This is a genomic window from Herbaspirillum sp. NPDC087042 (assembly GCF_044745245.1).
In the GTDB taxonomy this organism is placed as follows: Bacteria; Pseudomonadota; Gammaproteobacteria; order Burkholderiales; family Burkholderiaceae_D; genus Herbaspirillum.
The window spans coordinates 52,033-73,867 of sequence record NZ_JBIUZW010000017.1 but is presented as its reverse complement, the minus strand read 5'-3'; the positions used below and the strand labels follow the sequence as shown (position 1 = coordinate 73,867).

The 21,835-nt window shown below is 63.3% G+C and carries 21 protein-coding genes; 7 read left to right on the top strand and 14 right to left on the bottom strand.

The features are described 5' to 3' along the window. Nucleotides 1-83: 83 nt before the first annotated feature. The 7 genes from flgF (at nucleotide 84) to flgL (ending at nucleotide 8,238) form a co-directional block, all read left to right on the top strand. Entirely contained in the window at nucleotides 84-821 is a 738-nt protein-coding gene (gene flgF, locus ACIPHN_RS21090) for a flagellar basal-body rod protein FlgF (RefSeq protein ID WP_400439698.1), read from the top strand. Between the two features lie 47 nt (nucleotides 822-868). Beyond that, the gene (gene flgG, locus ACIPHN_RS21085; protein WP_400439697.1) at nucleotides 869-1,651 is read left to right on the top strand and encodes a flagellar basal-body rod protein FlgG; all 783 of its coding nucleotides are present in this window, start codon (nucleotides 869-871) and stop codon (nucleotides 1,649-1,651) included. A gap of 84 nt (nucleotides 1,652-1,735) precedes the next feature. Then, on the top strand, nucleotides 1,736-2,395 hold the full coding sequence (locus tag ACIPHN_RS21080; protein ID WP_400439694.1) for a flagellar basal body L-ring protein FlgH: 660 nt from the start codon (nucleotides 1,736-1,738) through the stop codon (nucleotides 2,393-2,395). A gap of 37 nt (nucleotides 2,396-2,432) precedes the next feature. Then, on the top strand, nucleotides 2,433-3,563 hold the full coding sequence (locus tag ACIPHN_RS21075) for a flagellar basal body P-ring protein FlgI (protein WP_233170764.1): 1,131 nt from the start codon (nucleotides 2,433-2,435) through the stop codon (nucleotides 3,561-3,563). A 62-nt stretch (nucleotides 3,564-3,625) separates the two neighbouring features. Next, a complete protein-coding gene (flgJ, locus tag ACIPHN_RS21070) occupies nucleotides 3,626-4,597 on the top strand; it encodes a flagellar assembly peptidoglycan hydrolase FlgJ (RefSeq protein WP_400439690.1) in 972 nt (323 codons plus the stop codon). A gap of 139 nt (nucleotides 4,598-4,736) precedes the next feature. Beyond that, the gene (gene flgK / locus ACIPHN_RS21065) at nucleotides 4,737-7,076 is read left to right on the top strand and encodes a flagellar hook-associated protein FlgK (protein ID WP_400439687.1); all 2,340 of its coding nucleotides are present in this window, start codon (nucleotides 4,737-4,739) and stop codon (nucleotides 7,074-7,076) included. A 22-nt stretch (nucleotides 7,077-7,098) separates the two neighbouring features. Next, nucleotides 7,099-8,238: a flagellar hook-associated protein FlgL gene (gene flgL, locus ACIPHN_RS21060; protein WP_400439685.1), complete on the top strand. Its 1,140-nt coding sequence runs from the start codon at nucleotides 7,099-7,101 to the stop codon at nucleotides 8,236-8,238. A gap of 88 nt (nucleotides 8,239-8,326) precedes the next feature. Here flgL and ACIPHN_RS21055 read toward each other — a convergent pair whose 3' ends face one another. The 14 genes from ACIPHN_RS21055 to fliH all read right to left on the bottom strand — a co-directional run bounded on the left by ACIPHN_RS21055 (nucleotide 8,327) and on the right by fliH (nucleotide 21,810). Then, on the bottom strand, nucleotides 8,327-9,748 hold the full coding sequence (locus tag ACIPHN_RS21055) for an efflux transporter outer membrane subunit (RefSeq protein ID WP_400439682.1): 1,422 nt from the start codon (nucleotides 9,746-9,748) through the stop codon (nucleotides 8,327-8,329). Next, on the bottom strand, nucleotides 9,745-11,700 hold the full coding sequence (locus tag ACIPHN_RS21050; protein WP_400439679.1) for a MacB family efflux pump subunit: 1,956 nt from the start codon (nucleotides 11,698-11,700) through the stop codon (nucleotides 9,745-9,747). The genes ACIPHN_RS21055 and ACIPHN_RS21050 overlap by 4 nt, the downstream gene beginning before the upstream one ends. A 9-nt stretch (nucleotides 11,701-11,709) precedes the next feature. Further along, nucleotides 11,710-12,930: an efflux RND transporter periplasmic adaptor subunit gene (locus ACIPHN_RS21045; protein WP_400439676.1), complete on the bottom strand. Its 1,221-nt coding sequence runs from the start codon at nucleotides 12,928-12,930 to the stop codon at nucleotides 11,710-11,712. A gap of 141 nt (nucleotides 12,931-13,071) precedes the next feature. Continuing rightward, a complete protein-coding gene (gene fliR / locus ACIPHN_RS21040; protein ID WP_400439673.1) occupies nucleotides 13,072-13,875 on the bottom strand; it encodes a flagellar biosynthetic protein FliR in 804 nt (267 codons plus the stop codon). A gap of 52 nt (nucleotides 13,876-13,927) precedes the next feature. Continuing rightward, the gene (gene fliQ / locus ACIPHN_RS21035) at nucleotides 13,928-14,197 is read right to left on the bottom strand and encodes a flagellar biosynthesis protein FliQ (RefSeq protein WP_400439671.1); all 270 of its coding nucleotides are present in this window, start codon (nucleotides 14,195-14,197) and stop codon (nucleotides 13,928-13,930) included. Nucleotides 14,198-14,219: 22 nt separating this feature from the next. Continuing rightward, nucleotides 14,220-15,053 (bottom strand): flagellar type III secretion system pore protein FliP, encoded by an 834-nt coding sequence (gene fliP, locus ACIPHN_RS21030; RefSeq protein WP_400439855.1) that lies wholly within the window; start codon nucleotides 15,051-15,053, stop codon nucleotides 14,220-14,222. After that, nucleotides 15,037-15,615: a flagellar biosynthetic protein FliO gene (gene fliO / locus ACIPHN_RS21025; protein ID WP_400439669.1), complete on the bottom strand. Its 579-nt coding sequence runs from the start codon at nucleotides 15,613-15,615 to the stop codon at nucleotides 15,037-15,039. The genes fliP and fliO overlap by 17 nt, the downstream gene beginning before the upstream one ends. A gap of 19 nt (nucleotides 15,616-15,634) precedes the next feature. Beyond that, a complete protein-coding gene (fliN, locus tag ACIPHN_RS21020) occupies nucleotides 15,635-16,090 on the bottom strand; it encodes a flagellar motor switch protein FliN (protein ID WP_400439666.1) in 456 nt (151 codons plus the stop codon). 2 nt (nucleotides 16,091-16,092) lie between these two features. Continuing rightward, the gene (gene fliM / locus ACIPHN_RS21015; protein WP_400439663.1) at nucleotides 16,093-17,097 is read right to left on the bottom strand and encodes a flagellar motor switch protein FliM; all 1,005 of its coding nucleotides are present in this window, start codon (nucleotides 17,095-17,097) and stop codon (nucleotides 16,093-16,095) included. A 24-nt stretch (nucleotides 17,098-17,121) separates the two neighbouring features. After that, a complete protein-coding gene (gene fliL / locus ACIPHN_RS21010; RefSeq protein ID WP_400439660.1) occupies nucleotides 17,122-17,637 on the bottom strand; it encodes a flagellar basal body-associated protein FliL in 516 nt (171 codons plus the stop codon). Between the two features lie 140 nt (nucleotides 17,638-17,777). Continuing rightward, nucleotides 17,778-19,094 carry a flagellar hook-length control protein FliK gene (locus tag ACIPHN_RS21005; RefSeq protein WP_400439657.1) on the bottom strand — a complete coding sequence of 439 codons (1,317 nt, stop codon included), beginning with the start codon at nucleotides 19,092-19,094 and terminating at the stop codon, nucleotides 17,778-17,780. A gap of 92 nt (nucleotides 19,095-19,186) precedes the next feature. Continuing rightward, a complete protein-coding gene (gene fliJ, locus ACIPHN_RS21000) occupies nucleotides 19,187-19,627 on the bottom strand; it encodes a flagellar export protein FliJ (RefSeq protein WP_400439654.1) in 441 nt (146 codons plus the stop codon). Between the two features lie 37 nt (nucleotides 19,628-19,664). Further along, the gene (gene fliI / locus ACIPHN_RS20995) at nucleotides 19,665-21,071 is read right to left on the bottom strand and encodes a flagellar protein export ATPase FliI (RefSeq protein WP_400439651.1); all 1,407 of its coding nucleotides are present in this window, start codon (nucleotides 21,069-21,071) and stop codon (nucleotides 19,665-19,667) included. A 37-nt stretch (nucleotides 21,072-21,108) separates the two neighbouring features. Then, nucleotides 21,109-21,810 (bottom strand): flagellar assembly protein FliH, encoded by a 702-nt coding sequence (gene fliH, locus ACIPHN_RS20990; protein ID WP_400439648.1) that lies wholly within the window; start codon nucleotides 21,808-21,810, stop codon nucleotides 21,109-21,111. Nucleotides 21,811-21,835: the final 25 nt, after the last annotated feature.

The window sequence follows — 21,835 nt, the reverse complement described above, 5'->3', positions numbered from 1 at the left end:
GCGCGGGCTTCAAGGCCGCCGGCGTCGCCGGCGGCTGGTTTCAACCGGCGGTGCTGTCAGAGGCGCCGTCCAAAAGGGGTTTTATGGATCGTCTGGTCTATACCGCGATGTCGGGCGCCAAGCAAACGATGGAGCAGCAGGCTACCGCCAGCAACAACCTGGCCAATGCCACGACCACGGGTTTTCGTGCCCAGCTCAATACCTTCCGCTCGGCGCCGGTGACCGGCGATGGCCTGCCTACGCGTGCCTTCGTGGTCGACTCCACTGCAGGCAATGATTTTTCCCAGGGACCGATCCAGGATACCGGCCGCGCCCTGGATGTGGCGGTGCAGGGCAATGGCTGGATCGCGGTGCAGACCGCCGATGGCAGCGAGGCCTATACTCGCAACGGCAGTTTCAAGATCAACGAGAACGGCATCCTGCAGACCCAGAGCGGTCAGCCGGTGCTGGGTGATGGCGGTCCGATCACCATCCCGCCCGATACCACCGTGGCCATCGCCGCCGATGGTACGGTGTCGTCGATCCCGACCACGGGCGTGCCCAATGCGGTCAACGTGCTGGGCCGCATCAAGCTGGTCAACCCGGACCCGAAGAACATGAAGCGCGGCGATGACGGCATGTTCCGCACCATCACCGGCGCGGCCCAGCCCGATGCCAATGTGCGCCTGGCAGCTGGTGCACTCGAAGGCAGCAACGTGAACGTGGTGGAGGCGATGGTCAACATGATCAACCTGTCGCGCCAGTTCGAACTGAATATGAAGATGATCTCGACCGCCCAGAGCGATGCCGCCAAGGCCACCGAGATCCTCACCCTGTCTTGATCGTCTTGTTAGTCTTGATGCCCAAGCGCTGATTACCGGAGAAATAAATGATTCGTTCCCTGTGGATTTCCAAGACCGGCCTGGATGCGCAACAGACGCAACTGGACGTGATCTCCAACAACCTGGCCAACACCAGCACCAACGGTTTCAAGGCCTCCCGTGCCGTGTTCGAAGACCTGCTGTACCAGACCGTGCGACAGCCGGGCGCGCAGTCTTCGCAGCAGACGCAATTGCCCTCGGGCCTGCAGATCGGTACCGGCGTGCGTCCGGTCGCCACCGAGCGCATCTTTACCCAGGGTAACGTCAACCAGACCAACAATGACAAGGATCTGGCGATCCAGGGCAATGGCTTCTTCCAGGTCCTGCTGCCCGATGGCACCACGGCCTATACCCGTGACGGCTCGTTCCAGACCGACAGCCAGGGCCAGATGGTGACCTCCAGCGGCTACACGCTGCAGCCGCCGATCACCATCCCGCTCAACACCACCAAGCTGACGGTGGGCCGCGATGGTACCGTGTCGATTATGCAGGCCGGCTCCACCGCGACCACCCAGATCGGCACCATCCAGGTGGCCACCTTCATCAATCCGGCCGGCCTGGAAAGCCGTGGCGAGAACCTGTATTCGGAAACCGCCGCCTCCGGCACGCCCAATCCCAATACCCCGGGTACCAATGGCGCCGGCGCGCTGTGGCAGGGTTATGTCGAGACCTCCAACGTCAACGTGGTGGAAGAGCTGGTCAACATGATCCAGACCCAGCGTGCGTACGAAATCAACAGCAAGTCCATCACCACCTCGGACCAGATGCTGGCCAAGATCTCGCAGCTGTAAGCAGCGTAGTGGGTAGCACGGTATTGATTCAGCAGTTCGCGTAGCAGGGAAGCAGGAAGTTGGAGAAGGAAGGACGAGGCAGATATGAATAGCTTGGTGAAACTGATCGCCATCGTGGGCGTCATGGCGACGGCCGCATGCACCACCGTGCCTGACAGCATTGTGTCGGGTCCCAAGTCGGCGCGTCCGATCCCGGCGTCCTACGCTCCCCCGACTTCCGGCGCGATCTTCCAGTCGGCGGTCTATCGTCCTCTGCTGGAAGACCGCCGTGCACGCCTGGTGGGTGACACCATCACCATCGTAATCAATGAAAACACCGCTGCCGGCAAGTCGGCGGCCAGCTCCGCCAGCAAGACCGGCACTGTCGCATCGCCGGCACCGACCATCTTCGGTACCTCCATCAAGGAATTGTCGGCCAGCGGTACCTCGTCGGCCAGCTTCGGTGACAAGGGCGCCACCACGTCCAGCAACACCTTCACCGGCACCATCGGCGTGACCGTGATCGAAGTGCTGCCCAATGGCAACCTGGTGGTCAGCGGCGAGAAGCAGGTGGCGCTGGACAAGGGTGTGGAATACGTGCGCTTCTCCGGTACCGTGAGTCCGGATAACATCCAGACGGGCAACACCGTCTCCTCGCTCCTGGTGGCAGACGCCAAGGTCGAGTACCGTACCAATACCCGCGTAGACATGGCTGATTTCATGTCTTCGCTGGGTCGTTTCTTCTTCAGTGTTTCTCCTTTCTGAAGTGGGTTCATGCATGGCTAGGAAAGGAAATCGCGTAATGGATGCAATGCAAATGGGGCGCAAGCTGCTGTCGGCCGTGGCGTTGGCAGGCTTGTGCCTGGCCGCCGCGACGACGGCCCATGCCGAGCGCCTCAAGGACCTGGCCAGTATCCAGGGCGTACGTCAGAACCAGTTAGTGGGTTATGGCCTGGTGGTCGGCCTGGATGGCAGCGGTGACCAGACCACGCAGACGCCGTTTACGGTGCAGAGCGTCATCAGCATGCTGCAGCAGCTGGGCGTGAACGTGCCTACCGGCACCAGCAGCAACATGCAGTTGAAGAACGTGGCTGCGGCCATGGTGACGGCGACCCTGCCGGCCTTTGCCCAACCGGGCCAGCTGATCGACGTGACGGTGTCTTCCATCGGCAATGCCAAGAGCATCCGCGGCGGCACCTTGCTGATGGCGCCCCTGAAGGGTGCCGATGGCCAGATCTACGCGATTGCCCAGGGCAACATCGTGGTGGGCGGTGCCGGTGCCTCGGCGGCCGGCAGCAGCACGACGATCAACCAGTTGTCGGCCGGCCGTATCTCCGGTGGTGCGACGGTGGAACGCGCCGTGCCCAGCGCCCTCGGCGGTGGCGACATGGTGATGCTGGAGCTCAACGACAATGATTTCTCGACCGCCAGCCGGGTGGTCGATGCACTGAACAAGCGTTTCGGTTCGGATACGGCAGTGGCCCAGGATGGTCGCGTGATCCGGGTGCGTGCACCTATTTCCAGCGGTGACCGGGTGGCTTTCCTGGGGGCGCTGGAAAACGTCGATGTCACGCCCGGCAAGCTGGCGGCCAAGGTCATCCTCAATGCCCGTACCGGCTCGGTGGTCATGAACCAGAGCGTCATGCTCGATACCTGCGCGGTGTCGCACGGCAACCTGTCGGTGGTGATCCAGGCCGACAACGCGGTCAGCCAGCCCAATGCCCTGGCCGGCGGCCAGACCGCGGCCGTGCAGAATGCGCAGATCTCGATCAACAAGGAGCCCGGCAAGGTCATGCTGTTGAAGGGTGGGGCGTCGCTGGCCGAGGTGGTCAAGGCGCTCAACGCCATCGGCGCCACGCCCCAGGACTTGCTGGCTATCCTGCAGGCGATGAAGGCGGCCGGTTCCTTGCGTGCCGAACTCGAAGTGATCTGATGTAACGGGGCGACCTGGCTGGCAGCCGGGTCCAACAACAAACGCTCTCATCCAAGGTAACCATGATCAACAAGATCAACCCATCCAATCCGACCGACAGCCTGGCCGTCGATGCGAATGGGCTCAATGGCCTGCGTGAGGCGGCCCGGCAGAATTCGCCGGAAGCCCTCAAGGGAGCGGCCAAGCAGTTCGAGGCGCTGTTCCTGAACATGGTGATGAAGAGCATGCGGGATGCAACCCCGCAAAATGGCCCGTTCGACAATGAACAGACCAAGATGTTTACGTCCATGCTGGACCAGCAGCTCAGCCAGACCCTGGCCCAGCGCGGCGTCGGCCTGGCCGATGTGCTGACGCGCCAGCTGTCGGCGTCGCTGCCCAAGAAGTTGCCCGATGCGCAAGATCTGGAAGGCCAGCCTGCCTCGCCCGAGGATGGCCTGCCGATGGGTATCCCGCTGGTCAAGGACATGAGCGAGGCCGATCGCGCCAAGTTCATCCAGAGCTTCGTAAGCCAGCAGGGCGCCGATGGTACCGACCAGGATGGTCGCAACAACAAGCGCCGCAACCCCAACAAGCCGGCCCATGTGGAAGCCTTCCAGAATCGCCTGCAGGCCGATGCCGAGATGGCCAGCAAACTGACCGGCATCCCGGCCAAGTTCATGCTGGCGCAGGCGGCGCTTGAGACCGGTTGGGGCAAGAAGGAGATCATTGCCCGCGATGGCCGTTCGGCCCACAACCTGTTCGGCATCAAGGCCACCGGCAACTGGACCGGCAAGGTGGTCGAGGCCACTACGATCGAATACGTCAACGGCAAGCCGCAAAAGCGCGTGGAGAAATTCCGCGCCTATGATTCCTATGCGGATGCCTTCAAGGATTACGCCAACTTGCTGCGCAGCAATCCGCGCTACGAGAAGGTGCTGGCGAGCGCCCAGGATGCCCATGGCTTTGCCTACGGCTTGCAGCGCGCCGGTTATGCGACCGATCCGCATTATGCGGAAAAACTCTCGCGCATCATTCGCCAGTCGCTGTCGGCCTGAGTGTTGCCGGCCATTGTTGTGCCGGCAAGCTCGTCAGTTCTGATTGGAAACAATTTCCACTGACGCCATCTAAAGTTTTGGTCAAGACTGCCGTTGACTTGGTTATTCCGCTAAAAGCTTTCAGGGACGACAACCTAGCATGGCAACTAACATTTTCAGCATCGGGCAATCGGCGTTGCAGGCAGCCATGGCGGCGCAAGCCACCACCAGCCACAACATTTCCAATGCCACCACCCCCGGCTATAACCGTCAGGAAGTCGTGCAAAGCTCGGCTGGCGGGATCAATTATGGCTACGGGTTCGTCGGTCAGGGTACCCAGGTTACCCAGATCAAGCGTATCTACGATGACTTGCTGACCAAGCAGGCGCTGGCCTCGCAGACTTCGGCCAGCTCGCTGGACTCCTACTATTCGCAGATCTCGCAGATCAACAACACGCTGGCCGATAGCCAGGCGGGCTTGTCACCGGCCTTGCAGAATTTCTTCTCGGCGGTCCAGGGCCTGGCCTCCAACCCGACCACCCAGGCATCGCGCCAGTCCGTGTTGTCGCAGGCATCGACCCTGGCGGCACGCGTACAGAGCCTGAGCGACCAGTTGCAGCAGAGCAGTGCCGCGGTCAACAGCCAGATCACCTCGACGATCAGCACCGTCAACTCCTATGCCCAGCAGCTCTCGGCCCTGAACCAGGCCATCGTCAAGGCGACCGGCTCCAGCGGCGGCCAGGCGCCCAACGACTTGCTGGACCAGCGTGACCAGGTCGTGGCCGAGCTCAACAAGTACGTCAAGATCACCACCGTGCCCCAGGATACGGGTGCCATCAGCGTGTTCATCGGCACCGGTCAGGCCCTGGTGGCAGGCGACCAGGTGAGCACCCTGGTGGCGACCAATTCGCCCACCGATGTCTCGCGCCTGCAGGTCGGTGTGCAGACCACCGGCGGCGGTACGTCGACCATCCCTGACAGCTTCTTCTACGATGGCGGCAGCCTCGGCGGGCTGTTGAAGTACCGTACCGAAACGCTCGATCCCACGCAGAACTCGCTGGGCCGCATCGCCATCGCGCTGGGGACCGCGTTCAACCAGCAACAGCAACTGGGCCTGGACCAGAACGGCAATCCCGGTACCAACCTGTTCAATGTCAGCTCGCCCAACCTGATCGCCTACCCGACCAATACGGGCACGACCAACCTGACCGCGACGATCAGCGATCCGTCCAAGCTCTCCACCAGCGACTACAACATGTCCTACGACGGCACCAACTACACGTTGACGCGCCTGTCGGACGGCACCAAGACCACTTACACGGCCGCCAACTTCCCGGTGACCGTGGATGGCGTGACCTACTCCAATGGTGCGGCCGCTCCCGGACCATATGCGCCCACCATGACGGCCGGCGACATGTTCAAGATCCAGCCGACGGCCAACGGCGCGCAAGGATTCTCGGTGGCGCTGCAAAATACCCAGTTGCTGGCCACGGCCGCGCCCATCGTCACCGCGATCAACGCCACCAACAACGCCAACCTGGTGATGCCGGCGACCAATACCGGCAGCGGCATCGTGACCAACACCTCGGTGGATCCGACCACCTTCCAGCAGGGTTCCTCGGTGTCCTTCGCGACCACGGTGGATACCACGGTGACGCCGAACCAGACCAAGCTGGCGGCGACCTGGTCCGGTGCCACGCCCACGCCCAGCGTGACGCTGACCTATCCGGATGGCACGTCCAGCACCGTGACCGGCACCACGCCGTTCAACTACCAGTCCGGCATGACCGTCACCAGCGGTGGCCTGACCTATACGCTGACCGGTTCGCCCAACGCCGGCGACCAGTTCAACTTCACGCCGACTGCGGCCAACCAGGGAACGGCCACCATCAGCACCGGCTCGGTCACGTCAGCCTACCTGACCACGACCACGCCGCTGACCAAGCCCACCACGTTGACCTACAACACGGCGGCAGCACCACCGGCATTCACCATTTCGCCGGCTGTGCCGGCCGGTGGCGGCACCATCACCCACCTGGACGGTACCACCACCGCCATCGCCGGCGGCGCCACCAGCATCCCCTACAAGGCGGGCGATAGCTTCGCCATCAGCGGCGTATCGTTCCAGATTTCGGGCCAGCCTTCCAATGGTGACCAGTTCACCATTTCGGCCAATACCAATGCGGCGTCGGACAACCGCAATACGCTGGCCATGGGCGCGCTGCAAACCGCGACCACGATCGCCGGCACCAACTTCCAGGGATCCTATTCCCAGCTTGTTGCCACCATCGGCAACAAGACCAACGAGATCAACGTCACCAACACGGCCGAGAAATCGCGCCTGGCGGCGATCCAGAGCCAACAGCAGTCCGAGTCCGGGGTCAACCAGGATGAGGAGCTGGCGCAGATGATCCAGAACCAGCAGCAATACCAGGCTGCGGCCAAGATCATCCAGGCGGCCAGCGACATGCTCAACGTGTTGTTCACGCTGGGCACCTAATCGAGCTTAAAGGAACAGGCAAATGCGCATTAGTACCCAGATGCTCTATCAGCAGAGCAACACCGACCTGACCAACATGCAGGGCGACATCCTGAAGCTGACGCAGCAGGTGAGCGCCGGCCAGACGGTGCTGGTCCCCTCGGATGATCCGGTGGCATCGGCACGGGCGCTGGATGTGACCCAGAGCCAGTCGCTCAATAGCCAATACAAGACCAATCGCCAGAACGCCAACAGCGCCCTGACCACGGTCCAGTCCACCCTGACCAGCTTCAGCAATATGCTGGTCAAGCTCAAGTCGGATGTGATCACGGCCGGCAACGCCTCTTATTCCAATAACGAGCGTTCCGACCTGGCCTCCGAGATCAAGGGCAACCTCAATGAAGTGCTGGGCTATGCCAACGCCCAGGACGGTACCGGGGACTATCTGTTTGCCGGCTTCAAGAGCTCGACCCAGCCGTTTACCCAGGATGGGACCGGCGGCGTGACCTACAACGGTGACCAGGGTGTGATGACCCTGCAGGTCGACTCGACCCGCCAGATGGCCATCAGTGCGTCGGGTCAACAGATTTTCCAGGGCAATGGTCAAGACATCTTCAAGACCATGAGCAACATGATCAACACCCTGTCGATCCCGGTGACCGAGGCGGCCAACAATGCCGACGTGACGGCGGCCGACAATTTCCAGTATCCCGCCAACAGCTCGCCGGCGACCTATCCCATCGCGGCCTACAAGACGGCACAGGCGCAGCTGGATGCACTCGATCCGAGCGACCCGACCTATGCGGCCAAATTTACCCAGGTGGCCGCACTGAAGCTGCAATCGGATGCCGCCGATGCCGCTCGTACCCCGGTGCCGGGCAGCCAGGCCGCGTTGACGCGTAACCTGGCGGCGTTCAACACCCAGATCGACGCCATGATCGGCAACGTCACCACGGCACAGGCTTCCATTGGTGCGCGCCAGAACGAGCTGGACAGCCTGGACGCTGCCGGCGAGGTCAAGAACGAGAACTACACGGCCACCATCAATGACCTGCTTGGACGCAATACTTCCGATGTCAGCTCGTTGATCAGTGACCTCACGCTCAAGCAGACCTACCTGTCGGCGGCGCAGAAGGTGTTCGTCACCACCAGCAGCCTGTCGCTGTTGAACTACCTGAAGTAATCATTCCCGCGTCGCCGCCCGGTCGGCGCGATGGACAAGGACAAAGGCGAACCTGCGGGTTCGCCTTTGTCGTTCTGGCCGGCAGGCATCATGGTGCAGCCGTTCTGGCAGCCTGTGCCGCAGTGATGCGGTCATCACCCCCCAATGCCTGGTAGAGCGTCATCTGGTTCTTCAGCTGGCTCAGCCGCACCTGTGCCAGCGACACTTCGGCGGTACGCCGCTTGTCCTGCTGGTCCAGCCAGGATTGCAGGGTCACCGAGCCGGCCCGGTAACGCAGTTCGTAGAGCCGCTCAGCGGCCTGTGCCGCCTCCAGGTTGCGTTGCAGGAGGGCTTGCTGCATGGCGTACTGGCGCCGTGCCGACAAGGCATTCTCGACGTCGCTGAAGGCCGCATAGAGGCTCTGGCGGAAGTCGACGACGGCCTTGTCATAGTCGGCCTGGGCAACCCCCACCTTGAGCTTCATCTCGGTGTGCTGCAGGAAGGGCAGCGTCAACTGCCCCGCCAGCGAGGCGACCGGATTCTGTACCAGGCGCAGCAAGGCATCGCTGCTGGTACCGAGGCTGCCGGTCAGGGTCAGTTGCGGGTAGTAGTTGGTACGCGCCAGGTCGACGCTGGCCAGCGACTCGCGCAGTCGCAGTTCGGCCGCCCGCAGGTCTGGACGGCGCGCCAGCAGTTCGGCCGGCAGGCCCGCCGCCAGGGATGGCAAGGCTTGCTGGGGCAGCATCGCCGGCAGGTCGACGGACTTGCCGGGTGGGCTGTCGAAGAGGATGGACAGGGCATTGTCGTTCTCGACCTGCTGCTGCACCAGTTCGGTATGGCTGGATTGCTGGGTGATCAGGTTCTGCTGGGCTTCCAGCACCTCCAGCGAGGACACGGCACCGGCCTGGTACTGCGTGCGCACCAGCTCCAGCGTCTTCTGCGCGTAGTCGATGCTCTGCAGGCTGGTACGGATGCGCTGGTTCAGGTAGGCCCCGGTCCAGTAGAGATTGGCGGTGGTGCCGATGAGGCTCAGTGCGGTACTGTCGCGATCCTGCGCGGTGGCCAGCGCCTCCCAGCGGCTCACGTCGTAGTTGGCGCCCAGGCGGCCCCAGAGGTCGACTTCATAGGACAGCGTCACCGTATTCTGGCTGCTGCGGGTAGTCTGGCGCGTGCCATCGAGCTGCTTGCTGGCCGTCGATCCCAGGGTGGCGCCCAGCGCCGGCACGAAGGCATCGTTGGCCAGCCCGGCTTGCAGCTGGGCGCGCCTGAGCTTGATGGTGGCGGCGGCCAGGTCATTGTTCTTGCGCAGCGCCTCATCGATGAGGCCGGTGAGGGTATCGTCGCCGAAGGCTTGCCACCAGCGCTGGGCATTGACCTCGGCTTGCGTGCCGCCTTGCAGCCAGGCGACGGGGGCTTGCGTGAGGGGCGGGGTATAGGGCGTGCGTACCAGGGCGCTGCAACCACCCAGCAGGGTCAGTGCCAGGGCCAGCGACAGGCGAGAAAGGACAGGGGACATGGACAGGGATTTCATTCGCGGGCCAGGGCATCGACCGGGTTCAGGCGCGCCGCATTGCGCGCCGGCAGGAAGCCGAAGACGACGCCGATCAGGGTCGAGCAGGCAAAGGCGCTGACGATGGAGACAGTCGAATAGATCATGCGGAAGCTGCTGACGAAGTGCGAGAAGATGGCGCCGAAGGACAGTGCCAGCAGCACACCGATCAAGCCACCGGCCAGGCACACCAGCACCGCCTCGATCAGGAACTGTTGCATGATGTCGTCCTGGCGCGCGCCCACGGCCATGCGCACGCCGATCTCGCGGGTGCGCTCGGTGACCGAGACCAGCATGATGTTCATCACGCCGATGCCGCCCACCACCAGCGAAATCAGGGCGATCATCGAGACCAGCAGGGTCAGCGTCGCGGTCGCTTTCTCGATGGTCTGGCGGATGCTGTCGGTGTTGAAGATGTAGAAGTCCCTGGTGCGGTGGCGCAGCGTCATCAGCTGGACGATGCCTTGCTCGGCCGCCGCGCTGGGCACGTTGTCGTTGACGCGCACGGTGATGCCGCTCAGGTAGCGCTGACCGATCACGCGGCTCATGGCGGTGGTGTAGGGGACCCAGACATTGAGGGCATTGTTGTTGCCAAAGCCGTTCTCGCGCTTTTGCGTCACGCCGATGATGCGGCAGGGCACGCTGCCCAGGAAGATCACCTCGCCCAGCGGATCGCGATCGGCGGGGAAGAGCTTCTTGTAGGTATTGGCGTCGATGACCACTTCCTGGGCGTAGCGGCGGATGCCATCCTGGTCGAAGCTCTTGCCGCGTTCCATCTTCAGGCCGCGCACGCGGAAATACTGCTCGCCCACACCATTGATGGTGGCCGACACCGAGATGTTGCCATAGCGCGCCGACGAGGACGTGGAGACGCTGGGCGTGACGCTGTCCACGAAGTTCTGCTCGGCCAGGGCCGCGGCATCGGCGGGTGTGAGCGTGCGGATCGCGGCCGACTTCATGTCGCCGAAGTCGGCGCCGGGAAAGATGTCGATGGTATTGGTGCCCATGGCGCTGATGTCGGAGAGGATCTGCTCGCGCGAGCCACTCCCCAGGGCCACGACCGACACCACCGAGGCGATGCCAATGATGATGCCCAGCATGGTCAGGAAGCTGCGTAGCCGGTGCGCGTTCATGGCCAGCAGCGACATGTGCAGGGCTTCCTTGAGGCGATCCAGCGCCGCCCGCCAGGGCCGTGCCGCCTGTCGCTGCTGCGGCTGCAGGGTCGCCGCCGGGGTGGCATCCGGGCTCGTGTTGCGACGGTCGGCGACGATCACGCCATCCTTGATCTCGATGATGCGCTGGGCGTTGCTGGCCACCTGCATGTCGTGCGTGACGATGATGATGGTGTGGCCCTCGGCATGCAGTTCCTTGAGGATGTTCATCACTTCCAGGCCGCTGTGGCTGTCCAGCGCCCCGGTTGGTTCGTCGGCCAGGATGACGTCGCCGCCATTCATCAGGGCGCGGGCGATCGAGACGCGCTGCTGCTGGCCGCCCGACAATTGTCCGGGCTTGTGGTGGCTGCGTTCGGCCAGGCCCAGGCGCGCCAGCAGTTGCGTGGCGCGCGCGCGGCGCTCCTTGCGCTCACGCCCGGCATAGACCGATGGCACTTCCACGTTGGCGGTGGCATCCAGGTCGGAGAGCAGGTGATAGCGCTGGAAGATGAAGCCGAAGTGCTCGCGCCGCAACTGTGCCAGCGCATCCGGATCCAGTTCGCCGGTCTCGCGGCCGGCCACCTGGTAGCTGCCGGCACTGGGCTTGTCCAGGCAGCCGAGGATATTCATCAGGGTGGACTTGCCGGAGCCCGACGCACCGACGATGGCCACCATCTCGCCGGCGGCGATATCGAGATTGACGTCGTCGAGGACGGTGATGGTGTCGTCGCCAGCCGGGAAGTCGCGCCGCAGTCCGCGCAGCCGTAGCAGGGGTGTGCTCATGGCCGCCCCTTACATGCGCGGTGGCGGGCCACGGCGCTCGGTGGTGCTGTCGATCGTCGCTGTCGTGGCCGTGCCGGTGACCACGCGTTCGCCGGCCTTCAGGCCTTCGATGATCTGCACCTGGGCATTGGTGTTGATGCCGGTCCTGACCTTGCGCGGCTGCGCCTGGCCCTGGGCATCGAGCACGCGCACGGTGTAGCGGCCCTGGGCATCCTTCTCGCCCAGCGCGGTGGACGGCACCACCAGGGTGTTGCTGGCCTCGGAGAGCACGATGTTGACCTGGGTCGTCATCGAAATGCGCAGCTTGCCATCCGGATTGGGGACGTCCAGCAAGCCGTTGTAGTAGATCGCCGTGGAGCTGGAGCTGCTGCTCGATGTGCTGCTGCTGGTGGTGCTGGTGGAGGTGTCGTCCTGCAGGATCGAGTCCGGTGCCGGCTCGATGGCGCGCAGGGTGGTGCGGTAGCGGTGGTCGGGGTCGCCCAGGATGGTGAAGTAGACCTGCTGGCCCGGCTTGACCCGGATGACGTCGGCCTCCGAGATCTGCGCCTTGACGGTCACCGTATCCATGCGCGCCACCTTGATGATGGTCGGCGTGCTCTGGTTGGCGTTCACGGTCTGGCCCTCCTGCGCGACTATGGCAACCACTTGGCCGTCGATGGGCGAGGTGATGCGGGTGTAGCCCAGGTTCACGCGGGCGGTGTCGACCTCGATGGCAGCGGACTTGATCTGGGCCTGCAGCGAGGCGATATCGGCGCGGGTGGAGTTCAGTGTGGCTTCGGCACTCTCGAAGCTCTCGCGCGAGCTGGCGTCGCCGGCCAGCATGGTCTTCTGGCGCTCATAGGCCAGTTGCGCCTGTTTCAGGGTGGCTTCCTTGGAGCGCAGTTGCGCCTGCAGGTTCTGCACCGAGAATTCGGCGCTGGCCAGGGAGTTGGCCTGGGTCAGCGAATCGATCTCGGCCACCAGCTGACCCTTCCTGACCTGGTCACCCAGGGCCACCTTGAGCGACTTGATCTGGCCCGATGCCTGCGCACCCACGCTGACCTGCTTGTAGGCCTTGACGGTGCCGCTGGCCAGGACCACGTCCTGGATATCGGCCACGGTAGCCGGTGCGCTCAGGTAGCTGGGCGGCGGTGGTGGCGTCAGCCAGCGATAGCCGACATAGCCGACCAATAGCAGGACGAAGAGGGTGGAAAGGAGGATCTTGGGACGACGGAGCTTGGCAATATTCATGCGGGACGGGTGCGCACTGCGGACATTTCTTGGCAGGCGATAGTGTGTATCGGGAGACTGTCGGCGATCGTCAGGACAGGTAAATTTTCTGTGATCGAGTGTATGCGCGGTTTAGCCAGCGCATGCCCGTCTCCGTCAACGTCACGGACGTGGCAGGACCTTGATCGGCGGGACGCTGCCCAGCAGCCGCACCATTTCGACGCCTTCCGAGAGGAAGCGTTGCAGCGGCGTGAGCATGTAGGGCAGGCCAAAGCCGATCAGCAGGAAGCCAGCCAGCATGGTAATCGAAAAACCGATCCCGAACAGGTTCAGTTGCGGCGCCGCCCGGGTCAGGATGCCCAGCGCGAAGTTGGTGATCAGCAGGGCAATGAGGAACGGCAGCGACAGCTGGATACCCATGCTGAAAATCTTGCTCCCCCACAGGGCTAGCTGATGGAAGCCCTCGGCGGTGATGGGCTGGCCGGTGATGGGCAGGGTCTGGAAACTCTCGGCCATTACCTGCAGGAGGATCAGGTGGCCGTTCAGGCTCAGGAAGACCATGGTCGCCAGCAGCGAGAAGACCTGGCTGATGACGGCGGTACGGCCCTGGCTCTGGGGATCGAAGAAGGCCGCGAAGGACAGGCCCATGGTGGAGCTGGTGAGGTCACCGGCCGCTTCTACGGCGGCGAACACCATACGCATGGCCAGCCCCATGGACAGGCCGATCAGCAGTTGCTCCAGCAGGATCAGCAGGCCCGTCATCGACATGGGATCGATGGCCGGCGGAATGGGGACGTCAGGTGCGATGACCACGCCGATGGCAATGCCCAGCAGGATCTTCACCAGCATGGGGACGCTGGCGCTGCCGAAGGGCGGCGCCAGGCTCAGCAGGCCGAGCATGCGCGTGGTCGGCCAGATGAACATGGCGACCCAGGCGTAGAGTTGCTGGCTGGAAAAGGTGAGCATTGGCGTGGATCAGGCGGCCGTGGCCGGTATGGTACCGGCCACGGCCCCGGGATTACTGGACCATGGCGGGAATGCCGCTGAACATGGTGCGCATGTAGTCGAGGATGATGGTGAGCATCCAGGGACCGGCCACGATCAGGGCCAGGAACACGCCCACCAGCTTGGGGATGAAGGCCAGGGTCTGTTCGTTGATCTGGGTCGCGGCCTGGAAGATGCTGACCAGCAGACCGATGATGAGCGCCGTCAGCAGCATCGGCGCGGCGATCAGCAGGGTGACTTCCATGGCCTGACGGCCCAGGGTCATGACGCTTTCAGGAGTCATGGGGCTCTCCTATTCCTTAATCCTAGTAGAAACTCTGGGCCAGCGACCCGATCAGCAACTGCCAGCCATCCACCAGCACGAACAGCATCAGCTTGAAGGGTAGCGAGACGATGGCCGGCGACATCATCATCATGCCCATGGACATCAGGATACTGGCCACCACCATGTCGATGATGAGGAAGGGGATGAAGATGGCAAAGCCGATCTGGAAGGCAGTCTTCAATTCGCTGGTCACGAAGGCCGGCACCAGCAGGCGCAGTGGCACGTCTTCCGGTCCCTGCAGCGCCGGGCCGCGCGAGAGCTTGACGTAGAGCGCCAGGTCGGCCTGGCGGGTCTGCTTGAGCATGAATTCCTTGAGTGGCGCGGCGCCCTTGTCGAGCGCCTCCATCATCTGGATCTTGTTCTCGGAGAAGGGCTGGTAGGCGTCGGTGTAGATGCGGTCGAACACCGGCCCCATGACGAAGAAGGTCAGGAACAGCGACAGGCCCACCAGCACCTGGGTCGGTGGCGTGGATTGCGTGCCCAGTGCCTGGCGCAGCAGGGACAGCACGATCACGATGCGCGTGAAGCTGGTCATCATCAGCATCGCCGCCGGGATGAACGACAGCGACGTCAGCAACAGCATGGTCTGGATGGGCAACGTATAGTTCGTGCCACCACCAGCTGCCGGCATGCTGTTCAATGCGGGGAGTCCTTGCTGTGCCGAGGCTGCCAGGGGCAGGCACAGCACCAGCAGCAGCCACTTGCGGCTGCACAGGAAGCGATACAACAGGCTGGCCGTGCCGGCCAGCGGGCGTCGGCCCGGCTGGGGCGCCGTCGCCGGGAAAGTCCCTTGCGGGTTAGGATGTGCTGCCATCTTGACCTGGGCGAGCACCGCGATCGGCCTCGCCATTACGTTTATCCATGGTTTGCTTGAGCCAGGCGGCGAAGGCCGGCGTGCCGGTCTTGCTATCCTGTTGCGGCGCGACTTCCTGGCGCGGCAGGGTGGCCAGCGCGTTGACCCGGCCGGGGGCGACCCCGACCACGATCCATTGTTCGCCGACCTCGACCACCATCACGCGTTCACGCGTACCGACACTGACGCCACCGACCACCTTGGCCACCGCATTGCCGGCCAGGCCCTGGGTCAGGCCAAAGCGCTTGAGCAGCCAGGCGACTGCCGCCATCAGGGCCAGCACTGCCGCCAGTCCGAAGAGCATGGTGAAGACACTGCCGCTGGAGGAGGGGATGGCCGACCCGGCCACCGCGGCCGGCGGCGTCGCTATGGATGCCGTCGTCGTGCTGGCCGGTGCCGCGTTCTCGGCCCAGGCCTGGGCGCAGGCGAGAAGACTGCCGCCCAGAAAGAGCCGGGCGGACACTAGGCCCGCCCGGGTCTGTTGCAGGCTGCGCGAAAGGGATGCTGCGCGGATGCGTTTCATCAAATAGAGACCGTCCCGCTCAGCGGTTGAGCTTGCGGATGCGTTCGGCCGGCGTGATGATGTCGGTCAGGCGGATACCGAACTTGTCGTTGACCACCACCACTTCGCCCTGCGCGATCAGGCAGCCGTTGACCAGCACGTCCATCGGTTCGCCCGCCATGCCATCCAGTTCCACCACCGAGCCCTGCGCCAGTTGCAGCAGGTTCTTGATGGCGATCTTGGTACGGCCCAGTTCCACGGTCAGCTGGACCGGGATGTCGAGGATGAAGTCGATGTCATTGGGCGTGTTGGTCTTGATATCGCTCGAGCTCAGGTCCTTGAAGACAGTGGCTGCAGCCGGGGTTGCCGAGATACCTTTCTCGTCTTCCATCTGGCCTTTCTTCTGCGCTTCCTCGGCCTGGGTCTGCTCGGCCATGGCCGCGCCCCACGGATCGTCTTCGGCCGCGCCCGCGCCTGCTACATTCTCATCAGCCATTACTAATCTCCTTGAAAGCTTTCCGGTGTTTCTTGATGGGTGATGGACAGCAGTTTTTCCACACGCAAGGCGTATTGGCCATTGAGTTGGCCGTAGCTGCACTCCATCACGGGCACGCCGTCGACCTGTGCCTGGACGGTCTCGGTGGTTTGCAGCGGGATCACGTCGCCGACCTGCATGTGCAGCAGATCAGTAAAGTTGAGTCGGGCAGTGCCAAAATTGACGATGAGTTCGACCTCGGCGGTCTGGATCTGCTGCTTCATCAGGCGGATCCAGCGCTTGTCGACTTCCAGTGCCTCACCCTGCATGCTGCTGGTGAGGCGGTCACGCACCGGCTCGATCATCGAGTAGGGCGTGCAGATATGGATTTCGCCCGACACCGGCCCCAGTTCCACGGTGAAGGTGGTCGAGACCACCACTTCGTTGGGGGTGGCGATGTTGGCGAACTGGGTGTTCATTTCCGAGCGGATGAACTCGAATTCGATCGGATAGATCGGCTCCCACGACTTGGCGTAGGTTTCGAAGGTGATCTCCAGCACGCGCATGATGATGCGCTGCTCGGTGGGCGTGAATTCACGACCTTCGATACGGGTATGGAAACGACCATCGCCGCCGAACATGTTGTCCACCAGCATGAACACGAACTGGGGATCGAAGACCACCAGCCCGATGCCACGGAAGGGCTTGATGTGGACCAGGTTCAGGTTGGTCGGCACCACCAGGTTGCGGATGAATTCGCTGTACTTGGACACCTTCACCGGACCGACCGAAATCTCGGCGGTACGGTGGATGAAGTTGAACAAGCCGATGCGGAACAGCCGGGCGAAGCGCTCGTTGATGATTTCGAGCGTGGGCATACGCCCGCGCACGATCCGTTCCTGCGTTGCCAGGTTGTAGGTACGTACCGTACCAGGAGCTTCTTCGACGATTTTTTCTTCGTCTTCATCTCCTGTCACGCCCTTCAGAAGGGCATCGACTTCTTCCTGTGAGAGAAAGTGCTCGGCCATGGTCGTGTGAATCTCTGACTTCGGTTACTGCTGTTGGATCACAAAGGAAGTGTAGAACACATCGGTGATCTGCGGTCCCTTGCCCTTGCCCGAGAACGGCTCGCCCAGCTGGTCGACGATCTCGTCGGTGAGCTTGCGCTTGCCGTCGCTGGTGAGCAGCTCCGAGGCCTTCTTGCTCGACAGGACCATCAGGAGGCGGCTGCGCACCTGGGGCATGTAGAGCTTGAGCGCTTCTGCTGTCTGCGCATCCTGTACTTGCAGGGTCATGGCCACTTGCAGGTACTGGTCGCCGGTTTCCTGCTGCAGGTTGACGACGAAGGGTTCGATGACCACGAAGGTGGGCGCCTTGGCTTCCACATGTTCTTCGGCGTGGTCTTCACCCTTCTTGCTCTTGCCCCCCATCATGAAGAAAGCTGCCGCACCACCGATGACCAGCACCAGCACGGCGCCGACGATGATGAAGAGCATCTTCTTGCTCGATTTCGCTGGTGCTGCGTCTGCTTCAGCGCCCTTGGCCGGGGCCTTTCCTTTTGTTGCCATCTACTATTCCTTTCAGTTCGTCAGCGCGTGGTACTTGGTACTTTGATATCGCGGATATCTGCTTAACGGCAAAGATTTCTTATTGTTGAGTCCTGCGCGGACGAAATTGCATTTCCTGGGGCTGTGCCGGCCGGCAGGGCTCAGACAAAGGTGTCGACCAGTCCCAGCCCGCTGGTGGTGGCCTGGGTCGTACCAGCGACCCCGGCCAGGGCCAGATCGCCTTCTTCATCCTGTCCTGATCCACCCGAGGAGGACGAACCCCGCGCCTGCTGCTGGCTATTGGCGCCTTGCTGCTGGTTGGGCATGCCGGTGTTGACGGTGGCCTGGCCCAGCTGGATGCCGGCCTGGTCCATCATTTCACGCAGCTTGGGCATGGCGGCTTCAAGCGCCTGCTTGACTTCCGGCTGGGCGGTGATGAAGGTGGCGTCGGCCTGCTGGTTGTGGACACTCAGGACCACCTGCATGGGACCGAGGTCCGGCGGGTTCAGGGTCAGCGATGCGCTCTGGATGCCACCCGTGGCCATCCAGGTGATCTTGTTGCCGACCGCCTGATCCCAGCCGGCGCTGCCGACATTGGGCTGGATCTTGTCGGTATAGGCTGCACCGAACACGGCTTGCGGCTGATTGGCGGCCAGGGTCTGCTGCATGGCCGGCATCAGCACCGGTGTCGGGGTCGCCAGGGGCAGGTCCTGACGCGAGGCCTGTGCTTCCGGCGCTACCTTGGCCAGTTGTGCCGAGGTGGCCTGGGCGCTGCTGTCATTCTTGGGGGCAGCCTTGGCGGCGCTGTTCAGGTCGATGGCCGGCTTGCCGCCGCGACCACCATCGGCACCCAGGTCGGCACTGGCCTGGCCGTCATCCTGGCTGGTCTGCGTGGCGCCAGCGTCGAGCCTGGCCTTGTTGGCATCGATGCTGCTCTGCAGACCGTTGATGTCGATCTTCTTGCCCTTGGCATCAAGGGCGGCCGCCTGTGCATCCAGCGCCTCCAGCGAGCCCTTGCCATTGCCGCGCTTGCCCTGGGCCAGCAGGTCGGCGTCGCTGCCCTTGCTGTTGTTGACGGGGGTGACCGCATTCTGCTGCAGGTTGGCTACCAGGGCCAGCAATTCCGCCGAGGCCTGGGTGGTGGTGTCGTCGTCCTGATCGTCGTTCTTGGCGCTGGTTTCCTGCTTGTCGCTGGTGGCGCTGGTCGAGGCACTCTTGTCGCTGCTGGTGGTGGACTGGGCCGCCTGGGCTGCCGGTGGAGCTGGCGTCGCCGGGGGCGGTGCCGATGCCGACGAATCCTGACTTGCAGGTGCGGCATTCTGCGCATTGTTGTCTGCAGTGCGCGCGCTGACCTGGTTGTTGAGCATCTGGGTGAACGACGCGTCAGCACTGAAGCTGTCGGCGAGATTGGACGAGCGCGAGGCGTTGGCGGCTTGCGAGCCGGTCAGCACATTCAACAGCGGCAGGGAAGGATTCATGATGGGTAGCCTGTCGGTAACTTGCTATTACGTGCGTTGGTTTGCGATTTTACGTGCTGCCTGCTGCCTGTGCTGCTCTCGTCGGGTCCGGATCAGCGCTTGTAGAACGTCATGCGGGAGGCATGCTCGTCCATGGACTTCTGGTCGCGCTTGTTTTCCTTCTGCAACTGCTGCTCCCTGGCGCGCGCGGCCAGCGTGTCGTAGGACATGCGCTTGCGTTCGCAGGCCTGCCATGCTGCGCGGGCTTCGGCCACACGTTGCTGGCTGCTCTTGACGACATCTTCCTGGCCATCGATGGCCGTATCGATCTTCTCGATGAACAACTGGAAGTTGCGGTAGCTCAACGCCGTGAGGCCATTGCTCAGGGTTTCCTGGAAGCGGGCCGCGTAGTCATCGCGGTATTGCTGCAGGATCACCAGCTTCTGTTGCGCTTCCTCGCTCACGCGAATAGCCCGGCCGAGGCGTTTGGTCGCTTCGTCGGTCTCTTTGGTCGCCAATTCGATCAGCGTATCAAGTGCGGAGGGAGTAGCCATGATGGTTTTGATTATATTTTTGCGCTGCAGCTCTCAATCACCCGAATAGAGCGGTAAGTTGCCTCAAGCTCTCTGATACATCGGCCTGTTCATGGATCCCCTGTTGCAAAAACGCTTCCATTCTTGGCAATAATGCAATGGCCTCGTCCAGGATCGGGTCGCTGCCGGCCGCGTAGGCACCCACGCTGATGAGGTCGCGGTTGCGCTGGAAGCGCGAATACAGCTGCTTCAGATGGCGCGAGCGACGCTGGTGATCGGCGTCGGTGATGCTGTGCATGGCCCGGCTGATCGATTGTTCGATATCGATGGCGGGGTAGTGTCCGGCTTCGGCCAATTGGCGGTTGAGCACGATGTGGCCGTCCAGGATGGCGCGGGCGGCATCGGCGATCGGGTCCTGCTGGTCGTCGCCTTCGGTCAGCACGGTGTAGAAGGCCGTAATCGAGCCACCACCCTCGTCGCCATTGCCGGCGCGTTCGACCAGTGCGGGCAGCTTGGCGAACACCGAGGGCGGGTAGCCCTTGGTGGCGGGCGGCTCGCCAATGGCCAGGGCGATCTCGCGCTGGGCCATGGCATAGCGGGTCAGCGAATCCATGATCAGCAGCACATCCTTGCCCTGGTCGCGGAAATACTCGGCAATCGAGGTGCAGTAGGCGGCGCCCTGCAGGCGCATCAGTGGCGGGGTGTCGGCCGGTGCGGCCACCACGACCGAGCGCGCCAGGCCTTCGGCGCCGAGGATCTGCTCGATGAATTCCTTGACTTCGCGGCCGCGTTCGCCGATCAGGCCGACCACGATCACGTCGGCGCTGGTATAGCGCGCCATCATGCCCAGCAACACGCTCTTGCCCACGCCGGAGCCGGCGAACAGGCCCATGCGCTGGCCACGGCCTACGGTGAGCATGGAGTTGATGGCGCGAATGCCGGTATCGAGGATGTCGCGGATCGGTGCGCGCCCCAGCGGATTGGCGGCCCGCACGGCCAGGGGCGCGGAGCGTTCGGTATGCAGGGGGCCGAGGCTGTCCAGCGGGCGGCCGGCGCCATCGAGCACCCGGCCCAGCAATTCGTCGCCGACCGGCAGGCGGCGGCTATGTTCGTCCACACGGCGCGGCGTGAAGGTGATCGGTCCGGTGCGCGGGGGCGGCTTGACCGGCTCGACCGCAAAGACGCGCGTACCCGGCACGATGCCTTCGACATCGCTTTGCGGCATCAGGAACAGGCGCTCGTCCTGGAAGCCGACGACTTCGGCCTCGATCATCATGCCATTGGGCAGGGGGACATTACAGGGGCTGCCCACGGGCAGCTTGAGGCCGACCGCTTCCATCACCAGGCCGGCCACGCGCGTGATGCGGCCAGCGGTCTGGGTGGGTTCGGCCGTGGCCACCAGGCTGCGACAGTTGTGCAGATAGGCTTGCCAGAGACTGCTATGGGAAGGCATCGGGGAGTTCATGCGGGTCTCCCGTTCAGGTCAGGGTCACGTGCGCTACTCAATCCAGCCAGTCGAGCTGCTGGGACAGCGATTCGCCCAGGCGTTTCCAGCGGGTCTGGGGCGAGGCATCGATCTGGTTGGTACGGGTTTCCACGCGGCAGCCGCCGCGCTCCATGTGGGCGTCGTCTTCGATCTTCCAGCCTTGCTGGCCCAGTTCTTCGCCCAGATGCTGGCGTACCAGCGCAGCATCTTCCGGGTGCAGTGTCAGCACCGCAGGCAACTGCAGCACGGGCAGGGTCTGGATGGCCGCCGTGACGGTGGGCAGCACCAGCTCCGGGCGCACGTTGAGCGCCGTCTTGAGCATGGATTTGGCCAGGTCCAGGGCCAGGTCCAGCAGTTCCGGGGCCATGCTTTCGCTGCATTGCGAGACTTCGGTGCCGAAATTGACGGCGATCTGGCGGAAATGCTGGATGACTTCGTTGACTTCCTTCTGGCCCTGTTGCAAGCCCGCCATGTAGCCTTCCGAACGTCCGGCCTGCAGGCCATGCGCGCGACCTTCGGCAAAGCCTTCCTGGCGTGCCGCTTCACGGATGGCGTCGAGCTGCTCGGCCGTCAGTTGCGGCACTGGCGGTGGCTCTTCGAGGTATTCCTCTTCCACCGGCAGCGGTTCGGGCTCCGGTTCGGGTTCTTCGTTGAAGGACGCCAGCTCCCAGCGCTGGTAGGGCGTCATCTCTTCCTTGGGGATGATCTTTGCACGCATGGCTTCTTTGACTCCTCAGGCCGGC

Coding starts and splice junctions, on each gene's coding strand:
- flgF (WP_400439698.1), top strand. CDS start 84: ATGGATCGTCTGGTCTATACCGCGATGTCGGGCGCCAAGCAAACGATG.
- fliN (WP_400439666.1), bottom strand. CDS start 16,090: ATGGCTGATGAGAATGTAGCAGGCGCGGGCGCGGCCGAAGACGATCCG.
- fliL (WP_400439660.1), bottom strand. CDS start 17,637: ATGGCAACAAAAGGAAAGGCCCCGGCCAAGGGCGCTGAAGCAGACGCA.
- fliI (WP_400439651.1), bottom strand. CDS start 21,071: ATGAACTCCCCGATGCCTTCCCATAGCAGTCTCTGGCAAGCCTATCTG.
- fliH (WP_400439648.1), bottom strand. CDS start 21,810: ATGCGTGCAAAGATCATCCCCAAGGAAGAGATGACGCCCTACCAGCGC.
- fliP (WP_400439855.1), bottom strand. CDS start 15,053: ATGGCAGCACATCCTAACCCGCAAGGGACTTTCCCGGCGACGGCGCCC.
- fliJ (WP_400439654.1), bottom strand. CDS start 19,627: ATGGCTACTCCCTCCGCACTTGATACGCTGATCGAATTGGCGACCAAA.
- fliM (WP_400439663.1), bottom strand. CDS start 17,097: ATGGCCGAGCACTTTCTCTCACAGGAAGAAGTCGATGCCCTTCTGAAG.
- flgL (WP_400439685.1), top strand. CDS start 7,099: ATGCGCATTAGTACCCAGATGCTCTATCAGCAGAGCAACACCGACCTG.
- flgK (WP_400439687.1), top strand. CDS start 4,737: ATGGCAACTAACATTTTCAGCATCGGGCAATCGGCGTTGCAGGCAGCC.
- ACIPHN_RS21050 (WP_400439679.1), bottom strand. CDS start 11,700: ATGAGCACACCCCTGCTACGGCTGCGCGGACTGCGGCGCGACTTCCCG.
- ACIPHN_RS21075 (WP_233170764.1), top strand. CDS start 2,433: ATGGATGCAATGCAAATGGGGCGCAAGCTGCTGTCGGCCGTGGCGTTG.
- fliR (WP_400439673.1), bottom strand. CDS start 13,875: ATGCTCACCTTTTCCAGCCAGCAACTCTACGCCTGGGTCGCCATGTTC.
- ACIPHN_RS21045 (WP_400439676.1), bottom strand. CDS start 12,930: ATGAATATTGCCAAGCTCCGTCGTCCCAAGATCCTCCTTTCCACCCTC.
- ACIPHN_RS21055 (WP_400439682.1), bottom strand. CDS start 9,748: ATGAAATCCCTGTCCATGTCCCCTGTCCTTTCTCGCCTGTCGCTGGCC.
- flgJ (WP_400439690.1), top strand. CDS start 3,626: ATGATCAACAAGATCAACCCATCCAATCCGACCGACAGCCTGGCCGTC.
- fliQ (WP_400439671.1), bottom strand. CDS start 14,197: ATGACTCCTGAAAGCGTCATGACCCTGGGCCGTCAGGCCATGGAAGTC.
- flgG (WP_400439697.1), top strand. CDS start 869: ATGATTCGTTCCCTGTGGATTTCCAAGACCGGCCTGGATGCGCAACAG.
- fliO (WP_400439669.1), bottom strand. CDS start 15,615: ATGAAACGCATCCGCGCAGCATCCCTTTCGCGCAGCCTGCAACAGACC.
- ACIPHN_RS21005 (WP_400439657.1), bottom strand. CDS start 19,094: ATGAATCCTTCCCTGCCGCTGTTGAATGTGCTGACCGGCTCGCAAGCC.
- ACIPHN_RS21080 (WP_400439694.1), top strand. CDS start 1,736: ATGAATAGCTTGGTGAAACTGATCGCCATCGTGGGCGTCATGGCGACG.